The 24,660-nt window shown below is 61.1% G+C and carries 26 protein-coding genes and 1 pseudogene; 13 read left to right on the forward strand and 14 right to left on the reverse strand.

The features are described from left to right. Window positions 1-4: 4 nt before the first annotated feature. A complete protein-coding gene (locus ATN37_RS26820) occupies window positions 5-1,543 on the reverse strand; it encodes a long-chain fatty acid--CoA ligase (protein WP_218695833.1) in 1,539 nt (512 codons plus the stop codon). Window positions 1,544-1,733: 190 nt separating this feature from the next. Here ATN37_RS26820 and ATN37_RS26825 point away from each other — a divergent pair, with 190 nt between their 5' ends. Next, on the forward strand, window positions 1,734-2,771 hold the full coding sequence (locus ATN37_RS26825; protein WP_037128603.1) for a phosphatidylinositol-specific phospholipase C domain-containing protein: 1,038 nt from the start codon (window positions 1,734-1,736) through the stop codon (window positions 2,769-2,771). A gap of 75 nt (window positions 2,772-2,846) precedes the next feature. Then, window positions 2,847-3,623 carry a trans-aconitate 2-methyltransferase gene (locus tag ATN37_RS26830; protein ID WP_030535206.1) on the forward strand — a complete coding sequence of 259 codons (777 nt, stop codon included), beginning with the start codon at window positions 2,847-2,849 and terminating at the stop codon, window positions 3,621-3,623. Window positions 3,624-3,650: 27 nt separating this feature from the next. Here ATN37_RS26830 and ATN37_RS26835 read toward each other — a convergent pair whose 3' ends face one another. The 5 genes from ATN37_RS26835 to ATN37_RS26855 form a co-directional block, all read right to left on the reverse strand. After that, window positions 3,651-4,646: a glycine betaine ABC transporter substrate-binding protein gene (locus ATN37_RS26835; protein ID WP_003939988.1), complete on the reverse strand. Its 996-nt coding sequence runs from the start codon at window positions 4,644-4,646 to the stop codon at window positions 3,651-3,653. Then, complete coding sequence (locus ATN37_RS26840; protein ID WP_003939758.1) at window positions 4,643-5,461, reverse strand: ABC transporter permease; 819 nt, start codon at window positions 5,459-5,461, stop codon at window positions 4,643-4,645. The genes ATN37_RS26835 and ATN37_RS26840 overlap by 4 nt, the downstream gene beginning before the upstream one ends. 2 nt (window positions 5,462-5,463) lie before the next feature. Beyond that, window positions 5,464-6,675 carry an ATP-binding cassette domain-containing protein gene (locus ATN37_RS26845; RefSeq protein ID WP_218695834.1) on the reverse strand — a complete coding sequence of 404 codons (1,212 nt, stop codon included), beginning with the start codon at window positions 6,673-6,675 and terminating at the stop codon, window positions 5,464-5,466. After that, window positions 6,672-7,319: an ABC transporter permease gene (locus ATN37_RS26850; RefSeq protein WP_054187726.1), complete on the reverse strand. Its 648-nt coding sequence runs from the start codon at window positions 7,317-7,319 to the stop codon at window positions 6,672-6,674. The genes ATN37_RS26845 and ATN37_RS26850 overlap by 4 nt, the downstream gene beginning before the upstream one ends. 300 nt (window positions 7,320-7,619) lie before the next feature. After that, the gene (locus ATN37_RS26855; RefSeq protein ID WP_054781097.1) at window positions 7,620-8,240 is read right to left on the reverse strand and encodes a malonic semialdehyde reductase; all 621 of its coding nucleotides are present in this window, start codon (window positions 8,238-8,240) and stop codon (window positions 7,620-7,622) included. A gap of 109 nt (window positions 8,241-8,349) precedes the next feature. Here ATN37_RS26855 and ATN37_RS26860 point away from each other — a divergent pair, with 109 nt between their 5' ends. From ATN37_RS26860 to ATN37_RS26885, 6 genes and pseudogenes are all read left to right on the forward strand, one after another. Then, complete coding sequence (locus ATN37_RS26860) at window positions 8,350-8,703, forward strand: helix-turn-helix domain-containing protein (RefSeq protein WP_007731459.1); 354 nt, start codon at window positions 8,350-8,352, stop codon at window positions 8,701-8,703. Window positions 8,704-8,858: 155 nt separating this feature from the next. Then, window positions 8,859-9,026, forward strand: a complete 168-nt coding sequence (locus tag ATN37_RS26865) for a hypothetical protein (protein WP_021332067.1) — start codon at window positions 8,859-8,861, stop codon at window positions 9,024-9,026. A 23-nt stretch (window positions 9,027-9,049) separates the two neighbouring features. Beyond that, window positions 9,050-9,394: pseudogene (locus ATN37_RS26870) on the forward strand (transposase); the annotation flags it as partial. A 177-nt stretch (window positions 9,395-9,571) separates the two neighbouring features. Further along, window positions 9,572-10,534 carry a DUF389 domain-containing protein gene (locus ATN37_RS26875; RefSeq protein ID WP_007731461.1) on the forward strand — a complete coding sequence of 321 codons (963 nt, stop codon included), beginning with the start codon at window positions 9,572-9,574 and terminating at the stop codon, window positions 10,532-10,534. Between the two features lie 543 nt (window positions 10,535-11,077). Continuing rightward, window positions 11,078-11,926, forward strand: a complete 849-nt coding sequence (locus ATN37_RS26880) for an alpha/beta fold hydrolase (protein ID WP_020970664.1) — start codon at window positions 11,078-11,080, stop codon at window positions 11,924-11,926. A gap of 190 nt (window positions 11,927-12,116) precedes the next feature. Next, entirely contained in the window at window positions 12,117-12,320 is a 204-nt protein-coding gene (locus tag ATN37_RS26885) for a PspC domain-containing protein (RefSeq protein WP_003939828.1), read from the forward strand. Between the two features lie 9 nt (window positions 12,321-12,329). Here the strand turns inward: ATN37_RS26885 and ATN37_RS26890 are convergent, their stop codons facing one another. Then, window positions 12,330-12,989, reverse strand: a complete 660-nt coding sequence (locus ATN37_RS26890; protein WP_080712681.1) for a TetR/AcrR family transcriptional regulator — start codon at window positions 12,987-12,989, stop codon at window positions 12,330-12,332. Between the two features lie 99 nt (window positions 12,990-13,088). Between ATN37_RS26890 and ATN37_RS26895 the strand changes: the two genes are divergently transcribed. Then, window positions 13,089-14,585 (forward strand): MFS transporter, encoded by a 1,497-nt coding sequence (locus ATN37_RS26895; protein WP_003940566.1) that lies wholly within the window; start codon window positions 13,089-13,091, stop codon window positions 14,583-14,585. A 49-nt stretch (window positions 14,586-14,634) separates the two neighbouring features. On the opposite strand, the gene ATN37_RS26900 is transcribed toward ATN37_RS26895, so the two are convergent. Continuing rightward, entirely contained in the window at window positions 14,635-15,342 is a 708-nt protein-coding gene (locus tag ATN37_RS26900) for a TetR/AcrR family transcriptional regulator (RefSeq protein WP_007731468.1), read from the reverse strand. A 141-nt stretch (window positions 15,343-15,483) separates the two neighbouring features. Here ATN37_RS26900 and ATN37_RS26905 point away from each other — a divergent pair, with 141 nt between their 5' ends. Continuing rightward, window positions 15,484-15,921, forward strand: a complete 438-nt coding sequence (locus ATN37_RS26905; protein WP_020908979.1) for a GtrA family protein — start codon at window positions 15,484-15,486, stop codon at window positions 15,919-15,921. A gap of 50 nt (window positions 15,922-15,971) precedes the next feature. Beyond that, window positions 15,972-16,742 carry an ABC transporter permease gene (locus ATN37_RS26910; protein WP_042452705.1) on the forward strand — a complete coding sequence of 257 codons (771 nt, stop codon included), beginning with the start codon at window positions 15,972-15,974 and terminating at the stop codon, window positions 16,740-16,742. A gap of 523 nt (window positions 16,743-17,265) precedes the next feature. Here ATN37_RS26910 and ATN37_RS26920 read toward each other — a convergent pair. Together ATN37_RS26920 and ATN37_RS26925 are read right to left on the reverse strand one after the other, a co-directional pair. After that, window positions 17,266-18,747: an NAD(P)/FAD-dependent oxidoreductase gene (locus ATN37_RS26920; RefSeq protein ID WP_083056767.1), complete on the reverse strand. Its 1,482-nt coding sequence runs from the start codon at window positions 18,745-18,747 to the stop codon at window positions 17,266-17,268. Between the two features lie 76 nt (window positions 18,748-18,823). Then, the gene (locus ATN37_RS26925) at window positions 18,824-19,282 is read right to left on the reverse strand and encodes a DUF5990 family protein (protein ID WP_042452701.1); all 459 of its coding nucleotides are present in this window, start codon (window positions 19,280-19,282) and stop codon (window positions 18,824-18,826) included. 38 nt (window positions 19,283-19,320) lie between these two features. Between ATN37_RS26925 and ATN37_RS26930 the strand changes: the two genes are divergently transcribed. Then, a complete protein-coding gene (locus tag ATN37_RS26930; protein WP_042922323.1) occupies window positions 19,321-20,475 on the forward strand; it encodes a lipase family protein in 1,155 nt (384 codons plus the stop codon). A gap of 33 nt (window positions 20,476-20,508) precedes the next feature. Here the strand turns inward: ATN37_RS26930 and ATN37_RS26935 are convergent, their stop codons facing one another. The 4 genes from ATN37_RS26935 to ATN37_RS26950 all read right to left on the reverse strand — a co-directional run bounded on the left by ATN37_RS26935 (window position 20,509) and on the right by ATN37_RS26950 (window position 23,170). Next, window positions 20,509-20,841: a CD225/dispanin family protein gene (locus ATN37_RS26935; protein ID WP_007731480.1), complete on the reverse strand. Its 333-nt coding sequence runs from the start codon at window positions 20,839-20,841 to the stop codon at window positions 20,509-20,511. A gap of 180 nt (window positions 20,842-21,021) precedes the next feature. Further along, a complete protein-coding gene (msuE, locus tag ATN37_RS26940; protein ID WP_218695835.1) occupies window positions 21,022-21,588 on the reverse strand; it encodes an FMN reductase in 567 nt (188 codons plus the stop codon). A gap of 8 nt (window positions 21,589-21,596) precedes the next feature. Beyond that, window positions 21,597-22,655 (reverse strand): LLM class flavin-dependent oxidoreductase, encoded by a 1,059-nt coding sequence (locus ATN37_RS26945; protein ID WP_047271106.1) that lies wholly within the window; start codon window positions 22,653-22,655, stop codon window positions 21,597-21,599. A gap of 11 nt (window positions 22,656-22,666) precedes the next feature. Then, window positions 22,667-23,170, reverse strand: coding sequence for a MarR family winged helix-turn-helix transcriptional regulator (locus ATN37_RS26950; protein ID WP_218695836.1), 504 nt, complete (start codon window positions 23,168-23,170; stop codon window positions 22,667-22,669). 158 nt (window positions 23,171-23,328) lie between these two features. Here ATN37_RS26950 and ATN37_RS26955 point away from each other — a divergent pair, with 158 nt between their 5' ends. Further along, on the forward strand, window positions 23,329-24,630 hold the full coding sequence (locus tag ATN37_RS26955; protein WP_218695837.1) for an HNH endonuclease signature motif containing protein: 1,302 nt from the start codon (window positions 23,329-23,331) through the stop codon (window positions 24,628-24,630). Window positions 24,631-24,660 lie beyond the last annotated feature (30 nt).

Raw genomic sequence — 24,660 nt, forward strand, 5'->3', positions numbered from 1 at the left:
AGGATTACGTTGCGTTGCAACGAAGATCGCGCTTCAGCACCTTGCCTGCTGCCGACAGCGGCAATGCATCGACGAATTGGAAAGTGCGCGGAGATTTGTATCCGGCTATCAGCGTTTTCACGTGAGCGCGCAGTTCGTCGGCGTCGGCGTCGAAACCATGCCGAAGGACGACCACGGCATGGACACGCTCGCCCCACTGGGCATCGGGCAGACCGATCACGGAACAGGCCGCGACGGATTCGTGTTGTGCCAGAGCATTTTCGACCTCGGTGGAGTAGACGTTCTCGCCACCGGTGACGATCATGTCCTTGATGCGATCGACGATGAACAGGTAACCGCGGGCGTCGAGGTATCCGGCGTCGCCGGTATGCATCCACCCGTCGCGGAGCACTTCTGCGGTCTCCTTCGGTTTGTTCCAGTATCCGAGCATGACGTGGCTGCCGAACGTGACGATTTCGCCCACCTTGCCGGGTGGGAGTTCCGAGCCGGCCGGATCGACGATTTTCACCTCGCAATGAGGGAGCGCGCGACCAGCGCTGCGGAGGAGATCACCACCTTCGAGGTGATCGGCTGGACTCAGCATGCTGATGTGCGCGGTTTCAGTCATCCCATAGCCCTGAGCGAAGGAACTGTTGGGGAACATTTGCATGACCTGCCCGAGAAGCGTCGGAGATATGGGCGAGGCGCCGTATCTCAGGATCCTGACGCTGGACAGATCGTAGGTGGTTGCGTCTTCGCCCGTTTCGTTTTTGTGGGCGACCAACATCTGGAGCATTGTCGGCACCAGACCCACGGTTGTCGGGCGATAGCGGTCCACGGCCTCGAGGAACGTCCGTGGGCTGAAGTTCGCTACGAAGACCTGGGTTCCACCCATCAGCGACTGAGCCAACCATCCGACGATCCCGGCAATGTGAAACAGAGGGTTCACCGCGAGGTTCGTTCCGTTGCTGATTGCCACGCCGCCTGCCGCGAGAGTGCCCAGCGCCGAGGCCATCAGCGCTTGATGGCTGATCATCACGCCCTTCGGCACTCCGGTGGTCCCGCCGGTGTAGAGGAGTAGTGCAAGCGTGTCGCCGCCGACGCGCAGATCGTCGACCGGAATCGCCTCCGCGATCACCTGTTCGTAGTCGAGCATTCCGTCCGGAACTCGGTCGTTGCCGCAGTAGACGACAGTGGTCAGGCCTGGACACGCCTCGCGAAGGGTAGATCCGACGGAAGCAAAATTCTCGTCCACGAGTAATACCGTCGACCCTGAATCTTCCAGGGCGTATGTGATTTCCGCCGTGCTCCAGCGAGAATTGACCGGACTGGCCACTGCTCCGAACCACCAGCAGGCCAGGAGCGCCTCGTGGTAGTAGTCGGAGTTCGATGCCAAGATCGCGACTCTGTCACCGGTGCGCAGGCCTAACGTCTGCAGCCCGCCCGCGAGCCTCTTGATCCGGTCGACCGATTCGCGAGACGTGCGCACTCGGCCATCGGAGATCGTCATCACCGCTTCGGGCGACGCTCGTAGGGATCGGTGAACGAATTGAGTCAGCTGCATGCGATTCCTCCTGCGAGTGTGCGGCGAGTGCTCTGACTCGGATCAGTTCCGGCACTGATGCTATTGGCCTGACAATTGCCCTCACCCACCGCCTGAAATCATGCCCCACTCCGGTGCAATCTAGACGATTGTCCAGTTAACTCTGACGATTCCATCCTGCCGTGGGGTGATTTCTGCGAGAGTGTCGAACATGCGAGCAATCCTGGTAGCCGGTATGAGTGCGTTCGTGGCGGTCGTCTCGGCGCCCTCTGCCGGCGCCGAAACGACTACGAACCAAGTGCGCTCGTTTTCCGAGACCACGTCAGTCGGGGTCCACAATTCCTACGAGAAGGCGACGTTTCCGTACTTCGCCGACGCTTTGGATTCCGGGGCGTCGTTGCTCGAGCTGGACCTGTGGACCAACGGGGGCGGTCCGGACTGGCGTGTGTCGCACATGAATCCGGTGGTGAGCGACAGCAACTGCGTCGGCGCTCAGGACGCATCCGGGTTGCGAAGCGGTCTACGAGATCAGGGATTCCGTGGATGCCTGGCAGATATGCGGGCGTGGCACGAGGCCAATCCCGAGCACCCGCCGGTGATGATCAAGTTGGAAATCAAGGACGGGTTCACTGCCGGGTACGGACGTGGGCCCGCGGATCTCGACGCCCTGATTCTCGGGACACTCGGAGACGCGGTTTTCACGCCGGCCGATTTGATGGGGGAGTCCTACTCCACCCCGGATGCCGCCGTCACCGAGCGTGGATGGCCGAGCAATTCCGAAATGACCGGGAAATTTCTGTTCGAGCTGATACCGGGAACGATCGAGGAGGGAAACCCTCTCGATACGGAGTGGACGGACCGGCAGTATGCGACGCACCTGCGAGATCTGTCCTCCGCCGGGCTCGTCGAACTCGGCGCCGCCTTTCCCGCTGTTCACCGTGCATCACCGGGAGACCCACGTCTCGACCGCTATACCGACCCGGGGATCCGTCCGTGGTTCGTGATTTTCGACGGCGACGCTCTCGACTACACCGCCGGAGTCGTGGATCCGAGTTGGTACCACGATCGCGGCTACCTGCTCGTCATGACCGACGCGCACAAGGTCGCTCCGCAGATCGACGGAACCCATGCCACCGAAACCGAGGCGAGCGAGCGTCTCGACCTGTTGGCCGGGCAGCACGCAAGTTACATCACCGCGGACTGGTCGAGGTTGCCGAACGTACTGTCCACCGTGGTGCCGCGTCGGTGATTTTCGAATGGCCGGATCGTGAAGAGCGAGATCTGACGGGCGGCAATTCTCAGGAACAGGGTGCAGGATGGGTTCATGCGCACTGTCACGTGGAATCCCGAAGTCTACGGCCGCTATTCGGGTGAGCGGTCACGCCCGTTCGTGGACCTGGTGTCACGGGTGGCCACCGAAGACCCGACGCGGGTAGCCGACCTCGGCTGCGGATCAGGCACCCTGACCGCGATGCTCGGGGAAAGATGGCCGGACGCCTCGGTATCCGGATTCGACTCGTCTCCCGAAATGGTCGCGCAGGCCCCTACAGACCTACCGGGAAACGTCACCGTCGAGTTGGGGGACATCATGTCCTTCGACGCCACCGGTTACGACGTGGTCGTCAGTAACGCTGCATTGCAGTGGGTTCCGAGCCATCGCGAGCTGATCGACCAGTGGGCGGACACCCTGGAATCCGGATCGTGGCTGGCGTGGCAGGTGCCGGGTAACTTCGATGCTCCGTCCCATGCGCTCATGCGAGATCTCGCGGAATCAGCGGAATGGAGTGAGCGACTGGGTGGCGTCCTACGCGGCCCGGAAGGCGTCGACAGTCCAGTTCAGTACGCGCAGCGTCTCCAAGAACACGGATTCGACGTCGACGCCTGGGAGACGACGTACGTACACGTGCTGGCAGGTGCCGACCCGGTGCTCGGATGGGTACGGGGGACGGGGTTACGGCCCGTGCTCGACGTTCTCGGCGAAGCTGACGCTCCGGAGTTCGAGCGTCAGTATTCCGATCTGCTGCGGGAGGCCTACCCCGCAACAGCCGCCGGAACGCTCTTTCCGTTCCGGCGAGTGTTCTGCGTCGGACGCAAACGGTAACTACTCGGCTGGGTTGCGGTCAGCCGATCACTGCGCCGTGACAAAGCCTTCCGAGACCAGCCAGTCGCGGGCCACGTCCGCCGGCTCCTTGCCGTCGACGTCGACCTGCCGGTTGAGCTCGGTCATCACCTCGTTGGTCAGTCGCTCCGAGATCGGTGCCATGACTTCTGCTACCTGCGGATGTGCTTCCGCGAAGTCCTTTTTCATCACCAGTGCCGGATTGTATTTCGGGAAGAACTGGAGATCGTCGTCGAGCAGAACGAGATCGAGTGCGATGATGCGACCGTCGGTGGTGAACACCTCGCCGAACTTGCACTGATCGCCATCGGCTGTCGCCTGGTAGATGATGCCGGTCTGCAGGATCTGGCGTTGGGCACGAGAGGCGTCGAAACCGTATTTCGCTGCCAGGCCGGGATATCCGTCCTGGCGGACGTTGAACTCGGTCTCGACGCACGTCACCGCAGCTCCGGGATCGGATTCGACCAACTTCGCGTAGTCGGAAACGGTCTTGACACCGGTCTTCTCAGCGGTCTCCTTGCTCATCGCCAATGCATACGTATTGTTCATCGGCGCCGGATCGGTCCACACCATGTCGTTCGCAGCAAGGTCCGCATCGCGGACGGCCTCGAACTGCGCCTGCGAATCGGGAAGCGGTGTCTCGTTGCCGAGGTAGTTGATCCAGCCGGTTCCGGTGTATTCGTACGCAAGATCGATCTGGCCGTTCAACTGTGCGTCACGGGTGCTGTTCGAGCCCTGGATGTTCGTGAGGTCTCGAACATCCGCGCCCGCAGCGGCCATCGCGAATTCGATGACGTACCCGAGCACGATCTGCTCGGTGAAGTCCTTGGAGCCGACGGTCATCTTCACACCCTCGAGCTCCGGAACCGGCTCGATGCTGCCGGGGCCGACGGCCAGGGGCAGTGCGCCACCGGACTCGAGACCACACGAAGCGACAAGTGTGAGGCCGATCGTGGCAACCGCGAGTTTCCAGCCCCACGTTCTGGTGATCGAAGTCTTGGTCATCGCAATCCCTTGGGCCCGAGATAAGTTTCGGCGAGCGCGCCGAGCCAGTCGATCAGCAAGGCCAACGACACCGCCAGTACGGCACCGACCACGAGGGTGACGTTGTCGCGGAGCTTGTATCCGGTGTCGATCAGAATGCCGAGTCCGCCGGCACTGACCAGGAAGCACAGCGTCGCAGTACCGACGGCCAGAACGAGCGAAGTACGCAGTCCTGCAAGGATGTACGGGACGGCCATCGGGAACTCGAGTTGACGTAGGACCGTGAGCGAAGACATTCCCTGCCCGCGCCCCGCATCGATCAAGGTCTTGTCCACTTGCTGGTAGCCGAGGATGGTGTTGCGCAGCACCGGAAGCAACGAATAGAACGCAATGGGAAACACGCCGATCCAGAAGCCGGTCGTTCTTGTCGCGAGATAGAACAGCACGAGCAGGCCGATGGCAGGCGCTGCGGCTCCGATGTTGGCTATTCCCACGAAGAACGGTGCCAGGCGGGTGAATTTCGGCCTGGTCAGCAGGGTTCCGAGTGGAACCGCGATGGCGACGACGATGATGACCACGGCGGCGGTGATCAGTACGTGCTGCCAGGTCAGAGTGACGATGTTGTCGAGGTTGATGCTCGCCTTCTGCGTCGCGTTGAGATCTCGGCTGAATGCCCAGATCAACACGCCCGCAACCAGGATCAGGACGATGACCGGCTGCACATACAGTCGCATCCGTTCCGCACGGCGCGTGGCGGCGTTCTCGGCCGCACCCAGATCGGGGGCGTCCGGTTCCATCTCAGGCGCGGAGACGCGCTCCTCTGTCGTGGCAGTCATGTTCAACCCTCGACGTTCTCGGTGTCTGGCTCTTCGTCGTGGTCGTGCGCATGCTCCTCGCGCATTTCGGAGAGATGGCTGACCAGTGTGTCGATGGTGATGAGACCGACGTACTCGCCACGCCGTCCGGTGACCACGGTGGACGCATTGCTCTCTGCGAGAAGAGCTTCCAAAGCATCCTGCAGGGTGGACTGGATGGACACGGCTTCGCCGATCTCGTTACCGACACCTCGAAGAGTCGACGCATGGGCGAGATGGCCGGGCGAGACCCAGCGAAGCGGCCGTCCGCGCTGATCGAGAATCAGGGCCCACTTCCACTTACGCGCTGCGAGTGCGGTTCTCAAATCATCGACCGAATCGGTTTCGCGGGCGGTGAGGCACTGCTTGAGTTTGATCTGGCGCACGCGTGTCAGGGTCAGCTGCTTGAGCGAGGCGTCCGCCCCGACAAATCCGGCGACCATGTCGTTTGCGGGATTGGCGAGAATCGCTTCCGGAGTGTCGTACTGCATGATGCTGGATTGATTGCCCAGCACGGCAATACGGTCACCGAGTTTGACTGCCTCGTTGAAATCGTGCGTGACGAAGACAATGGTCTTACCCAACTCCGACTGCAGACGCATCAGTTCGTCCTGGAGCAGGCCGCGGGTGATCGGATCGACGGCACCGAAAGGTTCGTCCATCAACAGCACCGGAGGATCGGCAGCCAGCGCCCGGGCCACGCCCACACGCTGTTGCTGCCCGCCGGACAATTGGCGAGGGTAGCGGTCGCGATAGGTATCGGGATCGAGGCCTACGAGGTCGAGCATCTCGTCGGTGCGTGTTGCGATACGTTTCTTGTCCCAACCGATCAGACCCGGGACGGTCGCGACGTTCTTCGCAATCGTGAAGTGCGGGAACAAGCCTGCCTGCTGGATCGAGTACCCGATGCCACGGCGGAGCTTGTCCGGGTCGATCGACAGCGCGTCCTTGCCGTCGATGGTGATCTTGCCGGAGGTAGGTTCGATCAGGCGGTTGATCATGCGCATCGTCGTTGTTTTGCCGCAACCCGAAGGTCCGACGAAGACCACGATCTCACCGGCCGGAACAGTCAGCGAAACATTGTCCACCGCTGCAGCTTTCTGGCCCGGGTACCGCTTGGTGACGGACTCCAGGACGATCTCGACCCCGGATACCTTCTGATCTGTGGATACGTCAGACGGAATGGTTTCAGTCATTGCAGCCCCTTCGAAGTAGTGAGACGACCGATGACGACGTAGATTCCGTCGAGAATCAGAGCGAGAATGACGATCAGTACGGTGCCGACCAGCGCTTGCGGAACAGCATTCGGGCTACCGACACGCGAGAGTCCGGAGAAGATCAGGTTTCCCAGACCAGGACCTTTGGCGTACGCCGCGATGGCGAGGATGCCCATGAGCATCTGTGTACTGACCCGCATGCCGGTGAGGATCGACGGCCACGCGATCGGTAGCTCGATTCGACTCAGTACGTGCATGCGATTCATTCCGACACCGCGGGCTGCGTCCGTGATCGCCGGGTTGACTGCATCCAGACCGATGATCGTGTTCCGAATGATCGGGAGCAGGGCATACAAGATCAACGCGGTGATCGTGGGAGCGACGCCGAGACCGAGAATCGGAATGAGCAGTCCGAGGAGGGCGAATGAAGGAACCGTCAGGATCGTGCTGGCCAACGCCGTAGCGATGGAGGATCCCGCCGGGCTCCGGTAGACGAGAATGCCGATGATCACGGCGGCGATCGTCGCGATGATCACGGACTGGATAACTGCTGAAACATGAAGGTACGAGTCGGTCAACAACTGTTGTCGTCGTGCAACGACAAAATCCCATAGCGCGCCCATATTTCCGAACCCACTTTCTTCGGACTTCTGCTCGCTCGAACGTCTTCCCTCGACACCGACCGGCGCACAAGGGCTTTCCCCACAGCCTCCGTAGGCCGACGGGTTTCCCTCGACTGTCGTCCAAAAACTGAGATACTGCAACTAATTCCGATTGCAGCGTGTCGGATGTTGTTCTGGACGTGAGATTTTGCGAGACGCGGGTATGTACCCACTGCGAGCAGAGTTGAAACGCGCTGGAGATGGCAAAGCGGGAGAGTTCCGCAGAACTCTCCCGCATTGCTTGATTTGTCCGAATTGGCCTCAGGCCCAGCTGAGCGCATCCTCATCGGAGAGGCGCGGCAGACGATCGAACCAGGGGTTCTCACCGGGATGGCCGATGTTCACCACGAGGATCGTCTTGAAACGTCCGTCTGCGAAGAATTCGCCGTCGATGCCGTCGGCGTCGAACCCGGCCATCGGGCCGGCGACCAGACCCTGTGCGCGAATCGCGAGGATCACATATCCGGCCTGAAGTGCGGCATTGAACCGACTCGTCGAACTGGCGGCAGCCTCGTCGGATTCGAAGTAGTCCTTCATCTCCGGGCGAATGGGGAACAGGTTGGGGATGTGCTTGTAGAACTCGGTGTCCACCGCCAGTACGGCAACTGCAGGAGCGGCCTCGGTCTTGGCTTTGTTGCCGTCTGCCATGTGCTCGACGAGGCGTGCTTTGCCTTCCTCGGTACGGACGAACAGCACACGTAGCGGATTGGTGTTGGCCGCGGTCGGTGCCCACTTCGCGAGCTCCCAGATCGCAGTCAGTTCGTCGTCGGTCACAGGTTCGTTCGAGAAGGAGTTGGCGGTGCGAGCCGCAGTGAAGATGAGCTCGCGGCCGGCTTCGTCGAGTTGCTGGGCGGTGAATGGGGTGGCTGCGTCGAGAGACATCGGGGGTTTCCGTTCCGTGGTAGCTCGACCGAGCATCACCCGGTAAAGCTAGTTGCTAGTAAAAAAATAGTGCCTACGGATACGTTAGCACTGTGGCTAGGATGGTGGGGTGGCAAGCAAGAGCGAAGCGGGACACGAGCCCCGCGCATGTGACGGGGCTCTGGCCCGCGCGTTCGGCTTCCTGGGCAAACGGTGGAACGGCGTCATTCTCGGCACGCTGCTGAACGGGCCGGCGGGATTCTCCGAACTCAAGCGCGCGGTGGGCGGGATCAGTGATTCGGTGCTCTCGGAACGCCTGACGGAGTTGGCAGGGGCAGGCCTGGTGACGAGGAGCGTCGATGCAGGTCCGCCCATCGCCGTGGAGTACGAACTCACAGCGTCGGGGCAGGCGCTGCTCCCCGCTCTCAGTGAACTGACAACGTGGGCCGCCGAAAATCTGCCACCCGAGAGTTGCTCGAACTGAGCGCTAGCTCGAACGGCAGTTCAGCGACTGCGCGGGTCCTGTTTCTGCCAGTTGTTATTTCCTTACCGTTTTTCCCGGGCGATACTGGCCGAACATTTGTCGGTTCGGGGCTGCCTGGGGACGCCGGGTATGGCTCTTTTTGTGCTGCTGTTCGCATGGCTGAAGGAGAACGGCCGCCCGGTGTTCTCGACGACTCGATCTATCAATCGCCTGACGGACTTCGAAAATTCGGCCGGACGAAGTCGGAAGTGTGGTTCCGGAACAAGAAGGCATACAACGCCTCTCGGATTGACGACGCCGCGGTCGAGGCCGCAAACGGGTAGTTGGTGCGGGTGGCTGGGCAGATGTCGCCGCCACGGGTGGTGACGTGTCTGCGTTCGGAAGCGCAGACAGATTGGCCGGCATCTCAGGGTCTAGCGCCTGTGCCGCGAGATTCGGGCCGAGTCAGTGGAAATCTGCGCCGGCCGCGCAGGTACGACCGCAGGCTGTTGCGGGCCTTCTATCTGTCCGCGCAGCACAGTATCCGGCACAACGCTCAGTCGTAGGCTTTTTGTACCCGCAAACGGGCCGAGGGGCAGTGTCATACGCAGGCGGTTCTTGCGTTGGGAGGCGGAGACTGAACGTGTGGTGGGCGCTCCTCCGCGATAACGCGATCTATCAACTTGGACCGACTACCGCCGCGGCTGCGTGAGCGCCCTAGCGACTGACGCAGTGCGGTAGATGTATGTGCGCCGGGGGGGAGTGTGGCTCGTAGCGCTGAGAATCCACGGTGTTGAGACATGTCCGAGCCCGCTATGGTTTCCGGTGATGGACCGGCCGTCGATGCTGCCTGCACCCGAGGCCACCGCCGGCTGAAGGAGACAATACTGTGCTGCATCTGCGTGTCATCTCGCCGAGTGAGCGGACCGGAGATGTGCTGAACATGTTGGCCGCCGAACCTGGGGCTACTCATGTGACACTCGCACTCAGAGCCGCTGTCGATCCGCCGGGAGATGTGATCGAGGCCGATGTAGCCCGCGCATGCGCGAACGACGTGCTTGCCGCGTTGACTGCTCTGGACCTGGTGAGGGCTGGCGGTATTTCGTTCGAGCCGGCGGGAACCATGCTGTCCTTCTCCGCAGAACGGGCGGACACTGCGGCCCCGAGAAGACCCGACGAGACAGTGGTGTGGGAGCAGTTGCTCGGTCAGGTGCGCGAAGGTGCCCGACTGACTCCGGCGTTCCTGGCCTTCCTGGTGATCGCGTTTTTGCTCTCGGCAGTCGGTGTTGCCACGGCGTCGCCGCTGACCCTGGTCGGTGCAATGGTGGTGGGGCCGGAGTTCCGGCCGCTGGCAGCGCTTTCAGTGGGTCTGGTACGTCGAGACAAAGATCTCGTGCGAAATTCGATTCGTACCCTCGCGATCTCGTTTCCGGCCGCGATGGCCCTCACCGGCCTGGCTACCATGCTGTGGATTCGTCTGGGCTGGGTCGGAATCGGCGATGTCGAGAACGCCCGCGCATTCGACTTCATCTACGAGGTGGGGCCGTTCTCACTGGTGGTAGCACTGCTGGCGGGAGCGGCTGGCATGCTGGCAACGGTCACCTCTACCTCTACGGTCCTGGTGGGGGTGTTCATCTCGGTGACGACGGTGCCAGCTGCGGGATTGGCGGTCGTTGCGGTCTTCGCAGGTAAGTGGAATGTCGTGCTGAGTTCGCTGGCTCAGCTCGGTGTCAATCTGATCGGTATCGTGCTCGCTGGAGTAGTTGTGCTGCTGCTGTTCTCGTTGCCCCGATCCGGTCGCCAATGGAAATCAGTCACGCGCCGGGACGCCAGGCCTGGCACATCGCCGTAGGCGCCTGACCCACTGCCGGAACTGGACTTTCGAGGCTTCAGGCTGACAGCTGTCTTGCGGATCGGTGGGAATGTCTGCGCCGACAAACGCCGCGCCAAACAGATCCGGCATGCGAACTGTCGGATCTGGGTACCGCTGTCTGTACCGATCGTGGCTTCCAGGCTGGTTGCAGCGACTGGAAAAGGGGATCAATCGAGCCGCAACCGATTGGCAGCGTGACTTCACTCAGACCCTTCGGACCTGCAGCGCCGACGGCTCTGCCGGAGGAAACGGCCTGCCGCAGTGCTTGACAAGACCTGTCGAGATTCTCCTTGGTAGCGACGAAACATCTACGCAACGTAGATGCAACGTAACCAAAACTAGTGTTCTGGATCACACAGCGTTCGTGTGGTCGAGAGGCCTTTGGTCACGGATCTGTGGGCAGAACGGGTCCTGGTTCGCTACCGGTGGTGGATGAGGACAAGGTTCCGCGGGTTGAGCACACAGCTCGCGGAACCGCCCAACCACACGCCCCGACGAGGGCACCGGCCGACAGGAGTTCAGGTGTCCGTAGTTGCGGAAGTCTCGGCGATCGATTTCGCGGAGACCGAATTCGATTGGGCGCAGCGATCGACGCTGATTCGTGAAGTCGACCCACTCGTTCCGGGGCCACCATCCTTGGCGATGTGTCTGAGCGAACCGACGCGCGGACTGGTCGACATCGCTTCACTGCTTCTCGCGGCTCCGTGGTTGCTTCGATCGCCGCGTGGGGACGGGCATCCGGTCCTCGTTCTCCCCGGATTGCTGACTTCGGACGTTTCGACTCTCGCCTTGAGGACATACTTGAGCTTTCTCGGATACCGGGTTCACGGTTGGAATCTGGGTCTGAACACCGGTCCGACGGCGACGGTGGTCGACGGACTGCCTGCCGCATTGGCCGAGGTAGCAGATCGATACGAGCAGAAGGTGTCGGTAATTGGCTGGAGTCTGGGCGGTATCTACGCTCGAAAGCTGGCGAGGGACCTGCCGGATTCGGTGCGTCAGGTAGTGACACTGGGAAGTCCTTTCGGTCTCACCAGTCTGGAGCAGACGAGAGTCGGATCTCTCTACGCTCGTTTGTCCGGCAATCACGCGATACTGCCTCCGGTCGACGGCATCGAATCCGAACAGGGATCGCCTATTTCCGTTCCCGCCACGTCGGTCTACTCCAGGCACGACGGTATCGTTCCATGGCAAGCGTGCTGTGAAACCTCGGCAGGCCTGTCGGAAAGCATTGCGGTGCAAGGCAGTCACATGGGGTTGACCCACAACCCGTCGGCGTTGTGGACCGTTGCCGATCGTCTGGCGCAGGACGTCGACAACTGGCAACCTTTTGCGGCTCCGAAACGGCTTCGACGCATGTTTCCCTGCTGAGGTGCGAGGCTGAGGTCCGAGGCCGGGGTGTGGGGGAGAACCCTGAGTCCGACGCGGGGACGGACTCGTACCTGAGGACACACCGCGTCGGAAAAGATGGGTCCATGGCCTGATGCGCACAGGTGGATCGGCAGCGGATAGTGGAGGTCGACGCGGATGAACCGCGAGTTCCGTTGAAAGGAAACAACACATGACCTCCCCGATGAATACCCGCAAGCTCACCCGCGCCCGCTCGGGAGCAATGTTCGGTGGGGTGTGCGCCGGAATCGCTCGGTACTTCGGTTGGAAGTCGTCGACTGTCCGCTTGCTGTTCGTACTCTCGTGCCTGCTGCCCGGCCCGCAGTTTCTGATCTACATCGTGATGTGGATTTTCATTCCTCGTGAGCAGATCTGACCGAACCGCTCAACGGCGGCGGTCTTTCAGGCATTGCTTGGCCTCGTGCAATTCCTCCGAACTCAGTGGAGGAAGGGGCAGTGCGTCACGGTGCAAGCCCTCCGTGCGTAGGCCGTCGAGCATTACCGAGAGGTATCGACGCCACACGGTCGGGTTGACGGGCTGAGCAAATTCGGTGACTGCGCCCACCATGAAGATGAGGCCGAACAGGTCCGTCGGTACGGCGTCGGTGCGCAGCATCCCGGCCTCCTGGGCCCGGTAGAAGATCCTCTCGACCGACGGTTCGATGATGGATCGTTGGCATGCGACTTGCTCGCATCCCTCGTCGGTTCCGTTCAGGACGTCTTTGAGTCCGCGGTTGACCGACATACGGCTGCAGGCGAATTCGGCAAAGGTGACAAGTCCGTCCCACGGATCCGGATTGGCAAGTGACGCGTCCGCGGCCGCTGCCATGTCGGCGAAGTTCTGCTGGAAGACTCCGTCGATCAATTCTTCTTTGCTGGCGAACCGCCGATAGACCGTTCCGACGCCGACCCCCGCGCGCCGGGCGACGTCGTCGAGTGTGACGTCGATCCCTTCTTCGGCGAACAATTCACGTGCGGCGTCGATGATCAACTGCCGATTACGTGCAGCATCGGCGCGAAGGGGGCGCTCCATTGCGGTACTCATGTCCCCACTCTACCCGCCAAGTGGAGACAGCCTCTCCGTTTTCGTGTAGCGTTTTTGCTAACCGGAGAAGCCATCTCCGCATAGGTTGGGCGAGGGACTATGTCAGACATTGCTGAACGGACTGAATTCGAGCAGTCCTCAGCGCCTTCAGGGGACAACCACGCAAAGCGGTGGCTGGTTCTCGCGGTTCTGGGAATTGCGCAGCTGATGGTGGTCTTGGATGCCACCATCGTCAACATCGCGCTGCCTGCTGCGCAGCGCTCACTGGAGTTCGGTGATTCGGACCGCCAGTGGATCATCACGGCATACGCATTGGCGTTCGGCAGTTTGCTGCTACTCGGCGGTCGATTGAGCGACTTGTTCGGGCGCAGGCGAACTTTCATCGTCGGCCTGATCGGCTTCGCAGTCGCTTCCGCCATCGGTGGCGCAGCCGTCAACTTCGAAATGCTTGTTGCCGCTCGTGCCGGCCAAGGCGTATTCGGTGCGCTCCTTGCCCCGGCAGCCCTGTCGCTGCTGTCCGTGACATTCACGGATCCAGGTGAGCGTGCCAAGGCGTTCGGTATCTTCGGTGCCGTTGCCGGCGGTGGTGGCGCCATCGGACTGCTGCTCGGCGGCGCACTCACCGAGTGGGTCGACTGGCGCTGGTGCCTCTTCGTGAATCTCTTCTTCGCGGCGATCGCCCTGGTCGGTGCAGTCCTGTTGCTCGCGCCGCACACCAGTGACTCGCGACCCAAACTCGACATCCCCGGAACGATCCTGGTGTCGATCAGCTTGTTCAGCATCGTCTTCGGATTCTCGAAGGCCGAGTCGGACGGGTGGAGTGCAACTCCCACTATCTCGTGGCTCGTTGCCGGCGTCGTGTTCATGGCGGCGTTCATCTACTGGCAGACCAAGTCCGAGCACCCACTTCTTCCGCTGCGGGTGGTCCTCGACCGAATCCGGGCGGGCTCGTACCTGGCGATCTTCCTTTCCGGCGCAGGCATGTTCGCAGTCTTCCTGTTCCTGACGTACTACATGCAGCTGATCCTCGGGTACAGCCCGATCATGACCGGCCTCGCATTCATGCCGATGGTGTTCGGAATCGTGACAGCGGCAACGCTTTCGACAGCGGTTTTGCTGCCGCGCGTCGGTCCGCGAGTGCTGATCGTGAGCGGAATGGTCATCGCGGCGATCGGAATGACGCTGCTGGCCCAGATTTCCGTGGACAGCACCTATGCAGTCCACATTCTGCCGGGGCTCGTCGTCACCGGACTCGGCATGGGCAGCATTTTCGCCCCGTCGATGCAGGGAGCAACTTCAGGCGTGCATCACGAAGATGCCGGCGTCGCATCTGCCACGGTCAACACGATGCAGCAGGTGGGCGGCTCGATCGGAACTGCACTGCTCAGCACGATTGCCGCCTCGGCTTCTACCAACTACCTGGTGGGCCGCGAGATGAATCCGCTGACTCAGGCGCAGGCCGCCGTCGAGAGTTACACCACGACGTTCTATTGGGCCGCAGGCATATTCGCGGTCGGTGCGGTCTTGACCGGACTGGTTCTTCGGAGTGGACTGCTTCCGGATTCGCCGGAAGGTGAACCGGTAATCGCCCACTGACAGCAAATTTCGGGGTCGACGCCGCAATGGCGTCGACCCCGAAATCGACTCAGCAGTTCTTCCCGGGCGTTGCCTGAAACCGATGAAGGACGTGATCGAGTTGCTCGGAGGACAGCGCCGGCACGGGCAGTTCCCGATGGTCGGTGCGCGACGCGCAGAGTCCGTCGATCATGAACCCGAGTGCGCGGCGGTAAGCCTGAGGGGCCTCGTCGCCACCGAACTTCTGGGCCATCTTGACGACCTGCATGAGAAGCGGAATGTCGTTGACTTCGAAGTCGCTGCGCAGGGTGCCCTGTTCCTTGGCTCGATTGACAAGTACCGCAGTGTGTCGAGCGATCCCGGCGCGCGCGCGAGCGAAGGTGTCGGACGTGAAGCGTCCGTCCATCAGGAGATCGCCGAATCCGCGGTTGTCTGCCATGCGCAGAGAGATCACGTCGAGAAAGTAGACAAGACCTTCCCAGGCGTCGGGCATCTCTCGGGCGGTGGCGGCGATCGTTTCGATCTCGGAACACCGCGTGTCGAACAGTGCCTGGATCAGTTCGTCCTTGCTGGCGAACCGGCGATAGACGGTGCCGACGCCGACGCCGGCGTGCTTCGCGACGTCCGCCAGCGTGGCGTCGAGTCCTTGGGCAGCGAACACCTCGCGAGCGGAGTTGAGGATGCGCTCGAGGTTGGCCTTGGCGTCGGACCGAAGGCGCGGCTGTGAGCAGTCGGCCGAGGTCCCCGCATGAGAAGCGTCGGGGTGTGTTGTCGGCATCCTCACAGTCTACGGCACTAAGCGGAATGATCGATTCCGTTAGTGCTATATTACTAAGCGGAACGTGTGGTTCCGATTGTCCGTATGAGAGAAGCCGATATGAGCACGTCTGACATCTGGGTCGGGAGCAATCCGATCTCGATGGTGGGTACGCGGAGTGCAGGTTTCGCGGCAACGAGGCTTCGCGCCCTTGCCGGCGACGGCGCCTTTGCTCAGCTCGTTCGTTTTGCCCTCGTCGGCGGAGCCAGCAACATCTTGTACTTTGCCGCTTTTCTGGCGCTGCGCGGTGACGGAGCGCTGGTCGCCAACGCAGTTGGTGCGGTCTTGAGCACCATTCTGGCCAATGAGCTGCATCGCCGGCTCACCTTCCACGCCGCGGATCGCGTCAACTGGTTCACCGCGCAGTGGGAAGGCGGTGGACTCGCACTGGTCGGGTTGATCGCCAGTTCTGCCGCCATCAGTGCGCTCGGCTTCCTTCTCCCAGGCGCCGACGGGCTTCTTCAAGCCGGGCTTGTGATCGCCGTGAGCGGAATTGTCGGTGGCCTGCGATTCGTCGCCCTTCGCGGTTGGGTGTTCTGAGCGGTTCTCGAATTCGGATCGGACTCGGCTCGTAGGGAACACTGAGACCCATGAGCCTTTCGATAGCCGACTCCGGCATCCGTCTGGCTGTGCTCTGCATCGTCATGGCACTTGTCGCCACGCTCGTCTACCGATTCACCTATCTCGGTAGCGTTCGGGTGGTCCCCGGTGCCCTCGCTCGTGGCGCTCTTCAGCTGGCTGCGATTTCGTTGATCCTTGCCGCCGCCTTGGCCCACATCTGGTCGGCGCTCCTCGTGCTCGTCGGCATGTTCGTTGCAGCGTCTTTCACCGCGGCACGACGCTCGAACGCGGGGACGTCCGGAGTTTGGCTGACCATCGCGTTGGCGTCGGGAATCGGTGTGGTTCTGCCACTGATGCTGCTGTCCGGAGTGGTTCCGCTGCAAGGCGTCGCTCTGGTGCCGATCGGCGGCATTGTTCTGGGTGGCGCGATGACTGCAACATCGATGGCAGCCAAACGCGGACTCGACGCCGTCGACGACCGGTACGGGGAAGTGGAAGCAGCACTGAGCCTTGGATTTTCCCAACGCGATGCGCGGTGGGAGGTAGCCCGCACCGCTGCCTCCGATGCTCTGCTGCCTGGAGTCGACCAGACGCGCACCGTCGGCCTCGTGACATTGCCCGGAGCCTTTGTCGGTGTGTTGCTCGCGACGGGATCGGCCGTTCAGGCCGGTGCTGTGCAAATTCTTGTATTGGCAGGGTTGTTGTTGGCACAAACCTGCTCGGTGGCCGTGGCGTTGGAACTCGTCGCCCGCGGTTTCGTCTTTCGAGGTCAAGCTGTCAGGCCTGCGCGAGTTCGTTGATCTTGTCGCTGCGAAGGACGCGGCCGGGAAGATCGGGGGTGTTTGCCGCGAGGGTGATCATTGCCCTGCCGATGTTTTCACTGGTGGTCACGCTGCTGGGCCACACCCTGCGTAAGAGTGGGTGGAGAGGCACGGAGATTTGATACGACCGTTTCGATTCGTGAATCGTCCATGTATTCGACCAGCACTCTGTTGCCGACCATCACAACGGAACGGACTGGAGATCATCCGGCCGGAATGGCCAACTGAACGCTTGACCTGCAATTATGAGTCCATTTTGATCCGACTCGCGACTAAAGTCCCTACAAACCGGCTGGACGGTTGGCTGAAAATAGTTTTATGGACGAAGGAGTTGATGAAATACACGTTCTCGGATCGGAGTCCGCCGGTCGAATGGTAGAAGCGTCGGCGATCATCGTTCTCGGTGCGCTCTGTGCAGTAGTCGCAGGTTCGGGTGTGTTCTTTGTCGTCGGATCGATTGGTGGCTTCGCCCGATTGCTCTACCTGGTTGTTCGTGGTCCGCTCAACTCTTGCTCGGTACCGGTGTCGAATGTCGAGCTGGCGCCTTCGAGAACGTCATGTGGTCGTTGATGCTCCCGAACGTCGAGTGAAGACGATCAAGGATGTAGTTCTGACGCATGTTCCACGGTGACTTCGATCCCTGCTTCGGGAACTGTTCCACAGCACGCATGACGTACCCCGACGCCAGGTCCAGGATCGGCCGCTGGTCCATCTCTTCGCTCGCGTGCGGCACGCACTTCGAATAGCCGCGCTTGTCCATCTCCGTCAGCAGTCGGCAGACGTACATCGACGTGAGATCTGCTCGCAGAGTCCACGAGGCGTTGGTGTAGCCGACGCACATCGCGAAGTTCGGTACGTCGCTGATCATCATGCCCTTGTAGACGTAACGATCACCGAGGGTGACGGGTTCGCCGTCCACTTCGATCGACATCCCGCCGCACGCTTCCATCTTCAATCCTGTTGCAGTGACGATGATGTCAGCTTCGAGTTCGCGACCTGACGCGAGACGAATTCCGGTCTCGGTGAAAGTGTCGATGTGATCGGTCTCGATCGAGGCCTTGCCGGATCGGAGGGCTTTGAACAAATCGCCGTCCGGTACGACGCACAAGCGTTGATCCCAGGGATCGTAGGTGGGTGTGAAGTGAGGATCGAGTGGGATCTCTTCCGGGAGTTGGCGACTGATCGCGAGGTTCAGCAACCGCTTTGCGCGCGCAGGACTGCGCCGGCACAGTTGGTAGAAACTCAGGTTCACTACGATGCTCTTCCATCGAGCGATGCTGTGCGCGAGTTGATTCGGCAGTACTGCGCGAATGGTGTCCGATAATTTGTCGCTGGACGGCAGAGCCAGAATGTATGTCGGTGATCGCTGGAGCATCGTGACGTGGCTTGCGTCCCGTGACATCGTGGGGACCAATGTGACTGCGGTGGCGCCGCTTCCGATCACAACGACCTTCTTGTCGGAGTAATCGAGTTCTTCGGGCCAGAACTGCGGGTGCACAACCTCGCCGGCAAACGATTCACGTCCGGGGAAGTCGGGGGTGTATCCGCCCTCGTAGCTGTAGTAACCGCTGCAGAGATAGAGGAAGTTACAGGTCAATGTTTCGTCTTCGTCGCCGGTCGTGACCGTGACTGTCCACGTCGAGTCCGCTGACGACCATGATGCGGCCGTCACCTTCCGGTTGTACCGAATCTTCTTGTCGATCCCGTTCTCTCGCGCGGTGTCGCGCACGTACCGGAGGATCGAATCACCGTCGGCGATTGCTTTGGCATCTGTCCACGGCCGAAACGGGTAGCCGAGCGTGAACATGTCGGAATCCGATCGGATGCCAGGGTATTTGAAGAGGTCCCAGGTTCCGCCACTGTTCGCACGGGCCTCGAGGATTGCGTACGACTTGCCGGGAAGCTCGGTCTGGAGTCGATACGCAGCACCGATGCCGGACAAGCCGGCGCCGACGATCAGGACATCGAGGTGTTCGGTGCTCATCAGTTCGGACTCCGTATCGATCGTGTGGGGCCACCGGGCAGACTAAGTGTTCGATCTCCACACTACTGAACGATGCTCAGTAAGGCGAGGATGACCATGTGATCGTCGGCGGTCGGATAGCCGCACACAGTGGTTTACCTGCGGCGTCGGTGAGGCCGAGGTCTCCGTGGAGCATGCCGGAAGCGTCGGCCTCCTCGGCGATGTGCTCGGGGATCGCGTCGAGCATCAGCTTTGCGCGCCGAAACATCTCGAACGTCTGGTCATCGGATACCGTCACCCAGGACAGGTAGATGAAGCGTCCGCGAGGTGGACCCTGGATGTATGGACCGAGTAAGTCCCAGGCACCGGACTTTCGCTCCAGACTCGCTGTCAGTTCCCATCGCACTGTCTCGGTATCTCCCGGTACGAGGTCGAGGATTTCGTGTGGCTTGCCTCGGCGCTGAACGCCGACGTGGATGTTGCTGCGCTCTTCGAAGGTTGCGGTTTCGGAACACTCACGTCCGGGCAGGCTGTGACCGGTGATGATGATCTGCATATCGACATCATGCTCTGCATAGGTCGGGAGGGGTTGGCGTGGTGAGTCGTTCGGGTAGAACCTCTGTTGCGGCCGTGGTGGCGAGCATTCTGTTGTCGGGTCTCGGGTGGGGGTCAGGTGTTGCAGTGGCGACGGCGGACGAACCGGAAGTCGCGGGCGCGCTGGAGTCCTATGGCGAACTCTCGGCCGCAGTGTTTCCGGTCGGCGCCGGTGAGACGCAGCGGGTCGTCTATCGAACTCTGCGTACCGCTGACAGATGGGGAGAGTCGTCAGGGTCCGTATTTCTGCCGGAAGGCGCCCCACCGGCGGGCGGTTGGCCCGTCATCTCCTATGCCCACGGAACTTTGGGCAGTGCGGATCAGTGTGCACCCTCGTCGACCGGATTCGGTCCGGGCGAGATCGAACCGATCGAACGCTGGTTGGAGCAGGGGTACGCGGTGGTCGCTACCGACTACTCGGGAGTTGGTACCGACGGGGTGCTGGCCTATCTCGACGGACATGCCGCCGGGGCGAATGCCGTCGACATCGTGCGGGCCGCGCACGAGTTGTACGGCAATGTGCTGAGTCCGCGGTGGATGGTCGCGGGTTTGTCCGAAGGTGGTCATGCGGCGTACTTCGCGGGACACGATGCCACCACTCGTGCACCGGAATTGGATTTCCGTGGCTCGGTTGTCGTCGCAGGCCCCACACACATGGAAGGGCTGTTTCCGTTGGGCGGCCCGCTGTTTCCCGACATCGGTATCACCGGGCTGGTGGGATATGCGCTGTACGTCCTGGCTGGGATCGACGATCAACGACCCGAAGAGAACATTCGCGAGGTTCTCTCGCCGCAGGGGATCGAGTGGATGGAAAAGGCTCGGACACTGTGCGCCGGAGATCTCGGCCGACACATTCGAGCCGAACGAATCCAGTTGAGCTCGTTGTTTTCTCGGTCGGTATGGACGCCGCGCATGTACGACCTGTTCCGCGAGATGATGCAGGTGCCGGTCGACGGCTACGACCGTCCACTGCGCGTGGTGCAGAGCGTGTCGGACACAACGGTTCCTGTCGCCCTTACCTGGGCGCAACTGGTCGACATGCGTTCGCGGGGAACGCAGTTCGAGTATCAAGAACTCGCCGGAATCAGCCACGGTCAAACGACGGTCGCTTCGATGGACCAGACCATGGAGTTCGTCGATCGATTGATGAGGTGATGTCCTGGTGGTGTGGTTGTCCAGGGTGGCTGTTCAGCGCATACGCCGCGGACCGTAATCGTGGCCACCGTTGGCGAACCACACGATTGCCGCAATCGCGTACAGGATGCAGACCAGGAGTAGTAGGCCGCCTGCGATCCACAGCGAGATCTGACCGAGCCGTTTCACTCGATCGGACGCATACCGCGACCCGGCCACATCGCCGTCAGCCCACAGCGGATACACGTTGAAGGCGTGCGTGAAAGCGGAGAAGGAAAGCGGCCAGAAGAACAGCAGCGAGACCACTGCCCAGCCCGCATTGACGGGTGGTCGAATCGGGTGCTGAGGAACGGATTGCTGGACAGTGGGTTGATCCGGGGTGGTCATGGGGGGCTCCTGACATGAGGTGGCCCTTTCGACGCTACTGCGATGGAGCTGAAGAATCACTGAAAAACGGTGTTCGGTGATGCGATGTGGATCAGCGGCGTAAGTGTGCTGGATCAGCCGCATTGCCAGTCGTGACCGCTGGTGGTGGTTCCGGGTCATTGTTGTGCAGACGAGGGGCGTTCACGTCAGCGCAACTCGATGCCGCTCCGCGAGCATCCTCGCTACCGGCAGGACGTCCTTTGCTGCCATCTCGATACGTTCGAATACCTCGGGATTGAGGATGGTCGTTCCGTCGAAATCACCTGAGCTGAGATAGATCCCGACCGGAGCGGTCAGCGCTTGGAAGAAAGCGAACAGTGGCCGCAGGGCATGCTCCAACACGAGAGCATGGCGGTCGCTACCACCTGTAGCGGCAAGAATCACCGGAGTGTTGGCAAGCGCGTACTGGTCGACGAGATCGAAAAAATGCTTGAACATTCCCGTGTACGAACCGCGGAACACCGGTGACGCCGCGATGACGATATCGGCAGACTCGACTGCTGCCAGCGCTTCGGCGGTCACTGAGTCGACGTGATCGCGATCCAGAGCAGGTGCAAGACCTGGAATCAGATCCACGATCTCGAAAACTCGTGTGTCGATCTGCTCGAAGTCTCCCAAGGTTTCGACGATCAGGTCGACGAGGGCACGAGTCTTGGAGGGTTTTTGGAGATTGCCGACAACGGCAACAATTTTGAGCGGTGTGCTCATCGAAACTTTTATTCTTGGGACGACTTCAGTGATTCGATTTCCTTACGCACAACGGGGGCTACTTCGGTGCCGAGGATCTCGATCGCACGCAGCATGTCCTTCTGTGGCACGTTGCCGAACCCCATCTGGATCATGATGCGGTCATGATGGAACAGTTCGTACTGCGCCATCGTCTTGTCGATGATTTCCTGCGGACCGCCGAGGAAGAACGCACCCGCGGTGGTTGCCTGCGCTTCATATGCCCTGCGGGGCATGGGAACTCCGTTTCCGCGCTGATGATGATTCTGCATCCACCCGGCCTGGAAGTACGGGTACGACGTGTCGAGTGCTGTTTGCTTCGAGGTATCGACAAATCCTGGCGAAGCAATCGAGACAGCCAGTTTCTTCGGATCGTGTCCGAACTCCGCTGCAGCCCTGCGGTATAGATCGACGAACGGTTCGAACTGTTGGTAACTTCCACCGATGATGGCCAGTGAGAGGGGCAGGCCCAGTTTCGCGGCACGGACGACAGAGGCCGGAGTACCTCCGACTGCGATCCACACCGGAATCTGACGGTCCGGGCGGGGCGTCACGTCACCGTCGATCAGTGGTGGGCGAAGTTGTCCTTCCCAGTTGATCGGGTTCTCGTCGCGCAGTTTCAGTAGTAGATCGAGCTTTTCGGCGAAGAGTTCGTTGTACTGGGACAGGTCGTACCCGAAAAGCGGAAATGACTCCGTGTACGAACCTCGGCCGGCAATGATCTCGGCACGGCCTTCGGAAAGCAAGTCAACTGTCGCGAACTGTTGGAACACACGGACGGGATCGTCGGAACTGAGTACAGTTACGGCGCTGGACAGCTTGATATTGTCGGTAGCCTGAGCCATTGCCGCGAGCACAACTGCAGGGGCTGAGACTGCGAAGTCGGTGCGATGGTGCTCGCCGACGCCGAAGACATCGAGTCCAACCTGATCGGCAACGGTTGCCTGCTCCACCAAATGGCGAAGGTGGACACCGGGATTCATCATCGCGCCGGTAGTGGGATCTGGGGTGAGTTCACCGAAATGGTAGACGCCCAATTCGAAAGCCATGTTGTTTCTCGCTATCTGTTCGTGGGGGTGATGGAAAGTTGTTCTACGTGCGCATCGCATGCGCCGCCTTGATTCGTGTGATGTGTGGCAAGTCGGGAGAAGAAGCGTTCGAGTACCGGAAGCTCCTCGGTTTCAATGAGATCGGAGAAGTATTCGGCGATCCCTCGCGTGTGTATGGCGGACGCTTTTCGAAGCGTCTTCTTGCCTGCAGGCGTCATCGATACCGTCACGACGCGTCGATCGTTGTCCGGTCTAACGCGCTCCACTAATCCCGCCTCGACCAATCGATCGACGACGCGCGTCACGCCACTGGTGGTGACCAGGACCAGTTCGGCCAGATCGCCCATTCGGATCGTGTTTCCCGGAGCTTCGTGCAGTCGGAGCAGAACGTCGTACTGGCCAAGGGTGAGTCCGGTGGTGGTTCGAAGGTCCGCCTCCATCTTGCCGAGGATGACGCTGTGGGAGACGACGAGGTCGCGCCACACACGACCACGTGCGTGTTCATCAGTTGTCATCGGTGACGCCCTCCATTTATTTGCGACCGCAAGTATTGCTTACTCAAATAATACGCGTGTGACGGTCGAACTATTCCCTGCTCTTATTTGCGCTGGTAGCGAGGTATTGACTCGAACGCATGTTCGAGTATGATTTGGGGAGGGGATCGGGGGATTCAATGAGTGTCTTGTTGTCGGACGTGGTGTCTGGTTCTGCGGTGGGGTTGCGCGGACGCCTGTGGCAGTTGACGGCTTCTGAGTTGCGTGCTGCTGCTATCGAGGCGAGTGCGGAGATTCTTCGTCTCGAGGCTGTGCGGGTGGCGGTGGTGGACGAGTTGTCGTTGCGCCCGGATGATCAGGTGATTGCGAGCCGCGGGGTGGGGTCCTGGTTGGCGGCCAACACGATGCTGCAGGTCCGGGACGGGAAGAAGATCGCCGCCCTAGGTGCAGCTTTGCGGCCGTTTCCGGCTGTGGCAGCTCGGTTCGATGACGGGGACTGCTCGTTCGAGCATGCCGTGTTGATCGTGGCGTTCTGCGAATCACCACCGAAAGGCATGCCGGAGGAGGCGCTACCGAAGTGCATCGATTTGTTGTTGGCTGCGGCATCCGGTGTCGAGGCCACGACCTCGAAGGTGCGGAACGTGATCGCGACCTTGGAGCGGTTGTTCGAGTCGGATGAGATTCCGCCCGCCGAGGATGTCGATCTCAATGAGTTGCGGATCGCGTCGACATTGAATGGTCGGGTGGTGGTGCGTGGGGATTTCGATGCTCTCACCGGTGAAATGTTGTTGTCGGCGTTGTCGAATCTGACGATGCCGACCCCGGCACCGGACGGGACTCCCGATGCCCGGTCGGCGGCGAAACGCACGGCGGACGGGTTCACCGAACTGATCCGCCGTTACCTGGACTGCGCGAAGACCGGTACGGATGGTGGTCAGCGTCCGCACGTGAACGTGCACATCAACGCCCGTGATTTGGCTGAGCATCGGGACTGCGCCGCCACACCAACTGATGGTGGTGGAGTGGCTGTGTCTGATCTTGATGTCGGGCACATGCCGTGGCTGGGGCCGCTCTCGGTCTCGCAGACCAGACTCCTTGGGTGCGACTGCTTCCTCTCCACCGTTCTGCTCGACGATCACGGCACGCCCTTGGATGCGCAACCAGGAAAGAGGTTGGTCACCGCCGAACAACGCGTCGCCCTCATCGCCCGAGACAAAGGCTGCGCCTTCCCGGGCTGCACATGCGTGCCCGCCTGGACTGATGCGCACCATATCCGGCACTGGGCCAACGGTGGCCCGACGGTGATGAACAACCTGGTCCTGCTGTGCCGTTCACACCACCGGCTGATGCACCGAAAATCAGGGTTCGTCGGGAAATGGGAAATCCGAATCGGAGTCGACAACAAACCCTGGTTCATCCCGCCGCCCTCGATCGACCCCGGACAGCAACCCAGGCCGGCGAACACCACCTTCAAAACCTGAGAGGTCAAACCTCTTTGGCGACAACAGAAC

This window comes from Rhodococcus sp. MH15 (genome assembly GCF_019266045.1).
Lineage (GTDB): Bacteria > Actinomycetota > Actinomycetes > Mycobacteriales > Mycobacteriaceae > Rhodococcus_F > Rhodococcus_F qingshengii.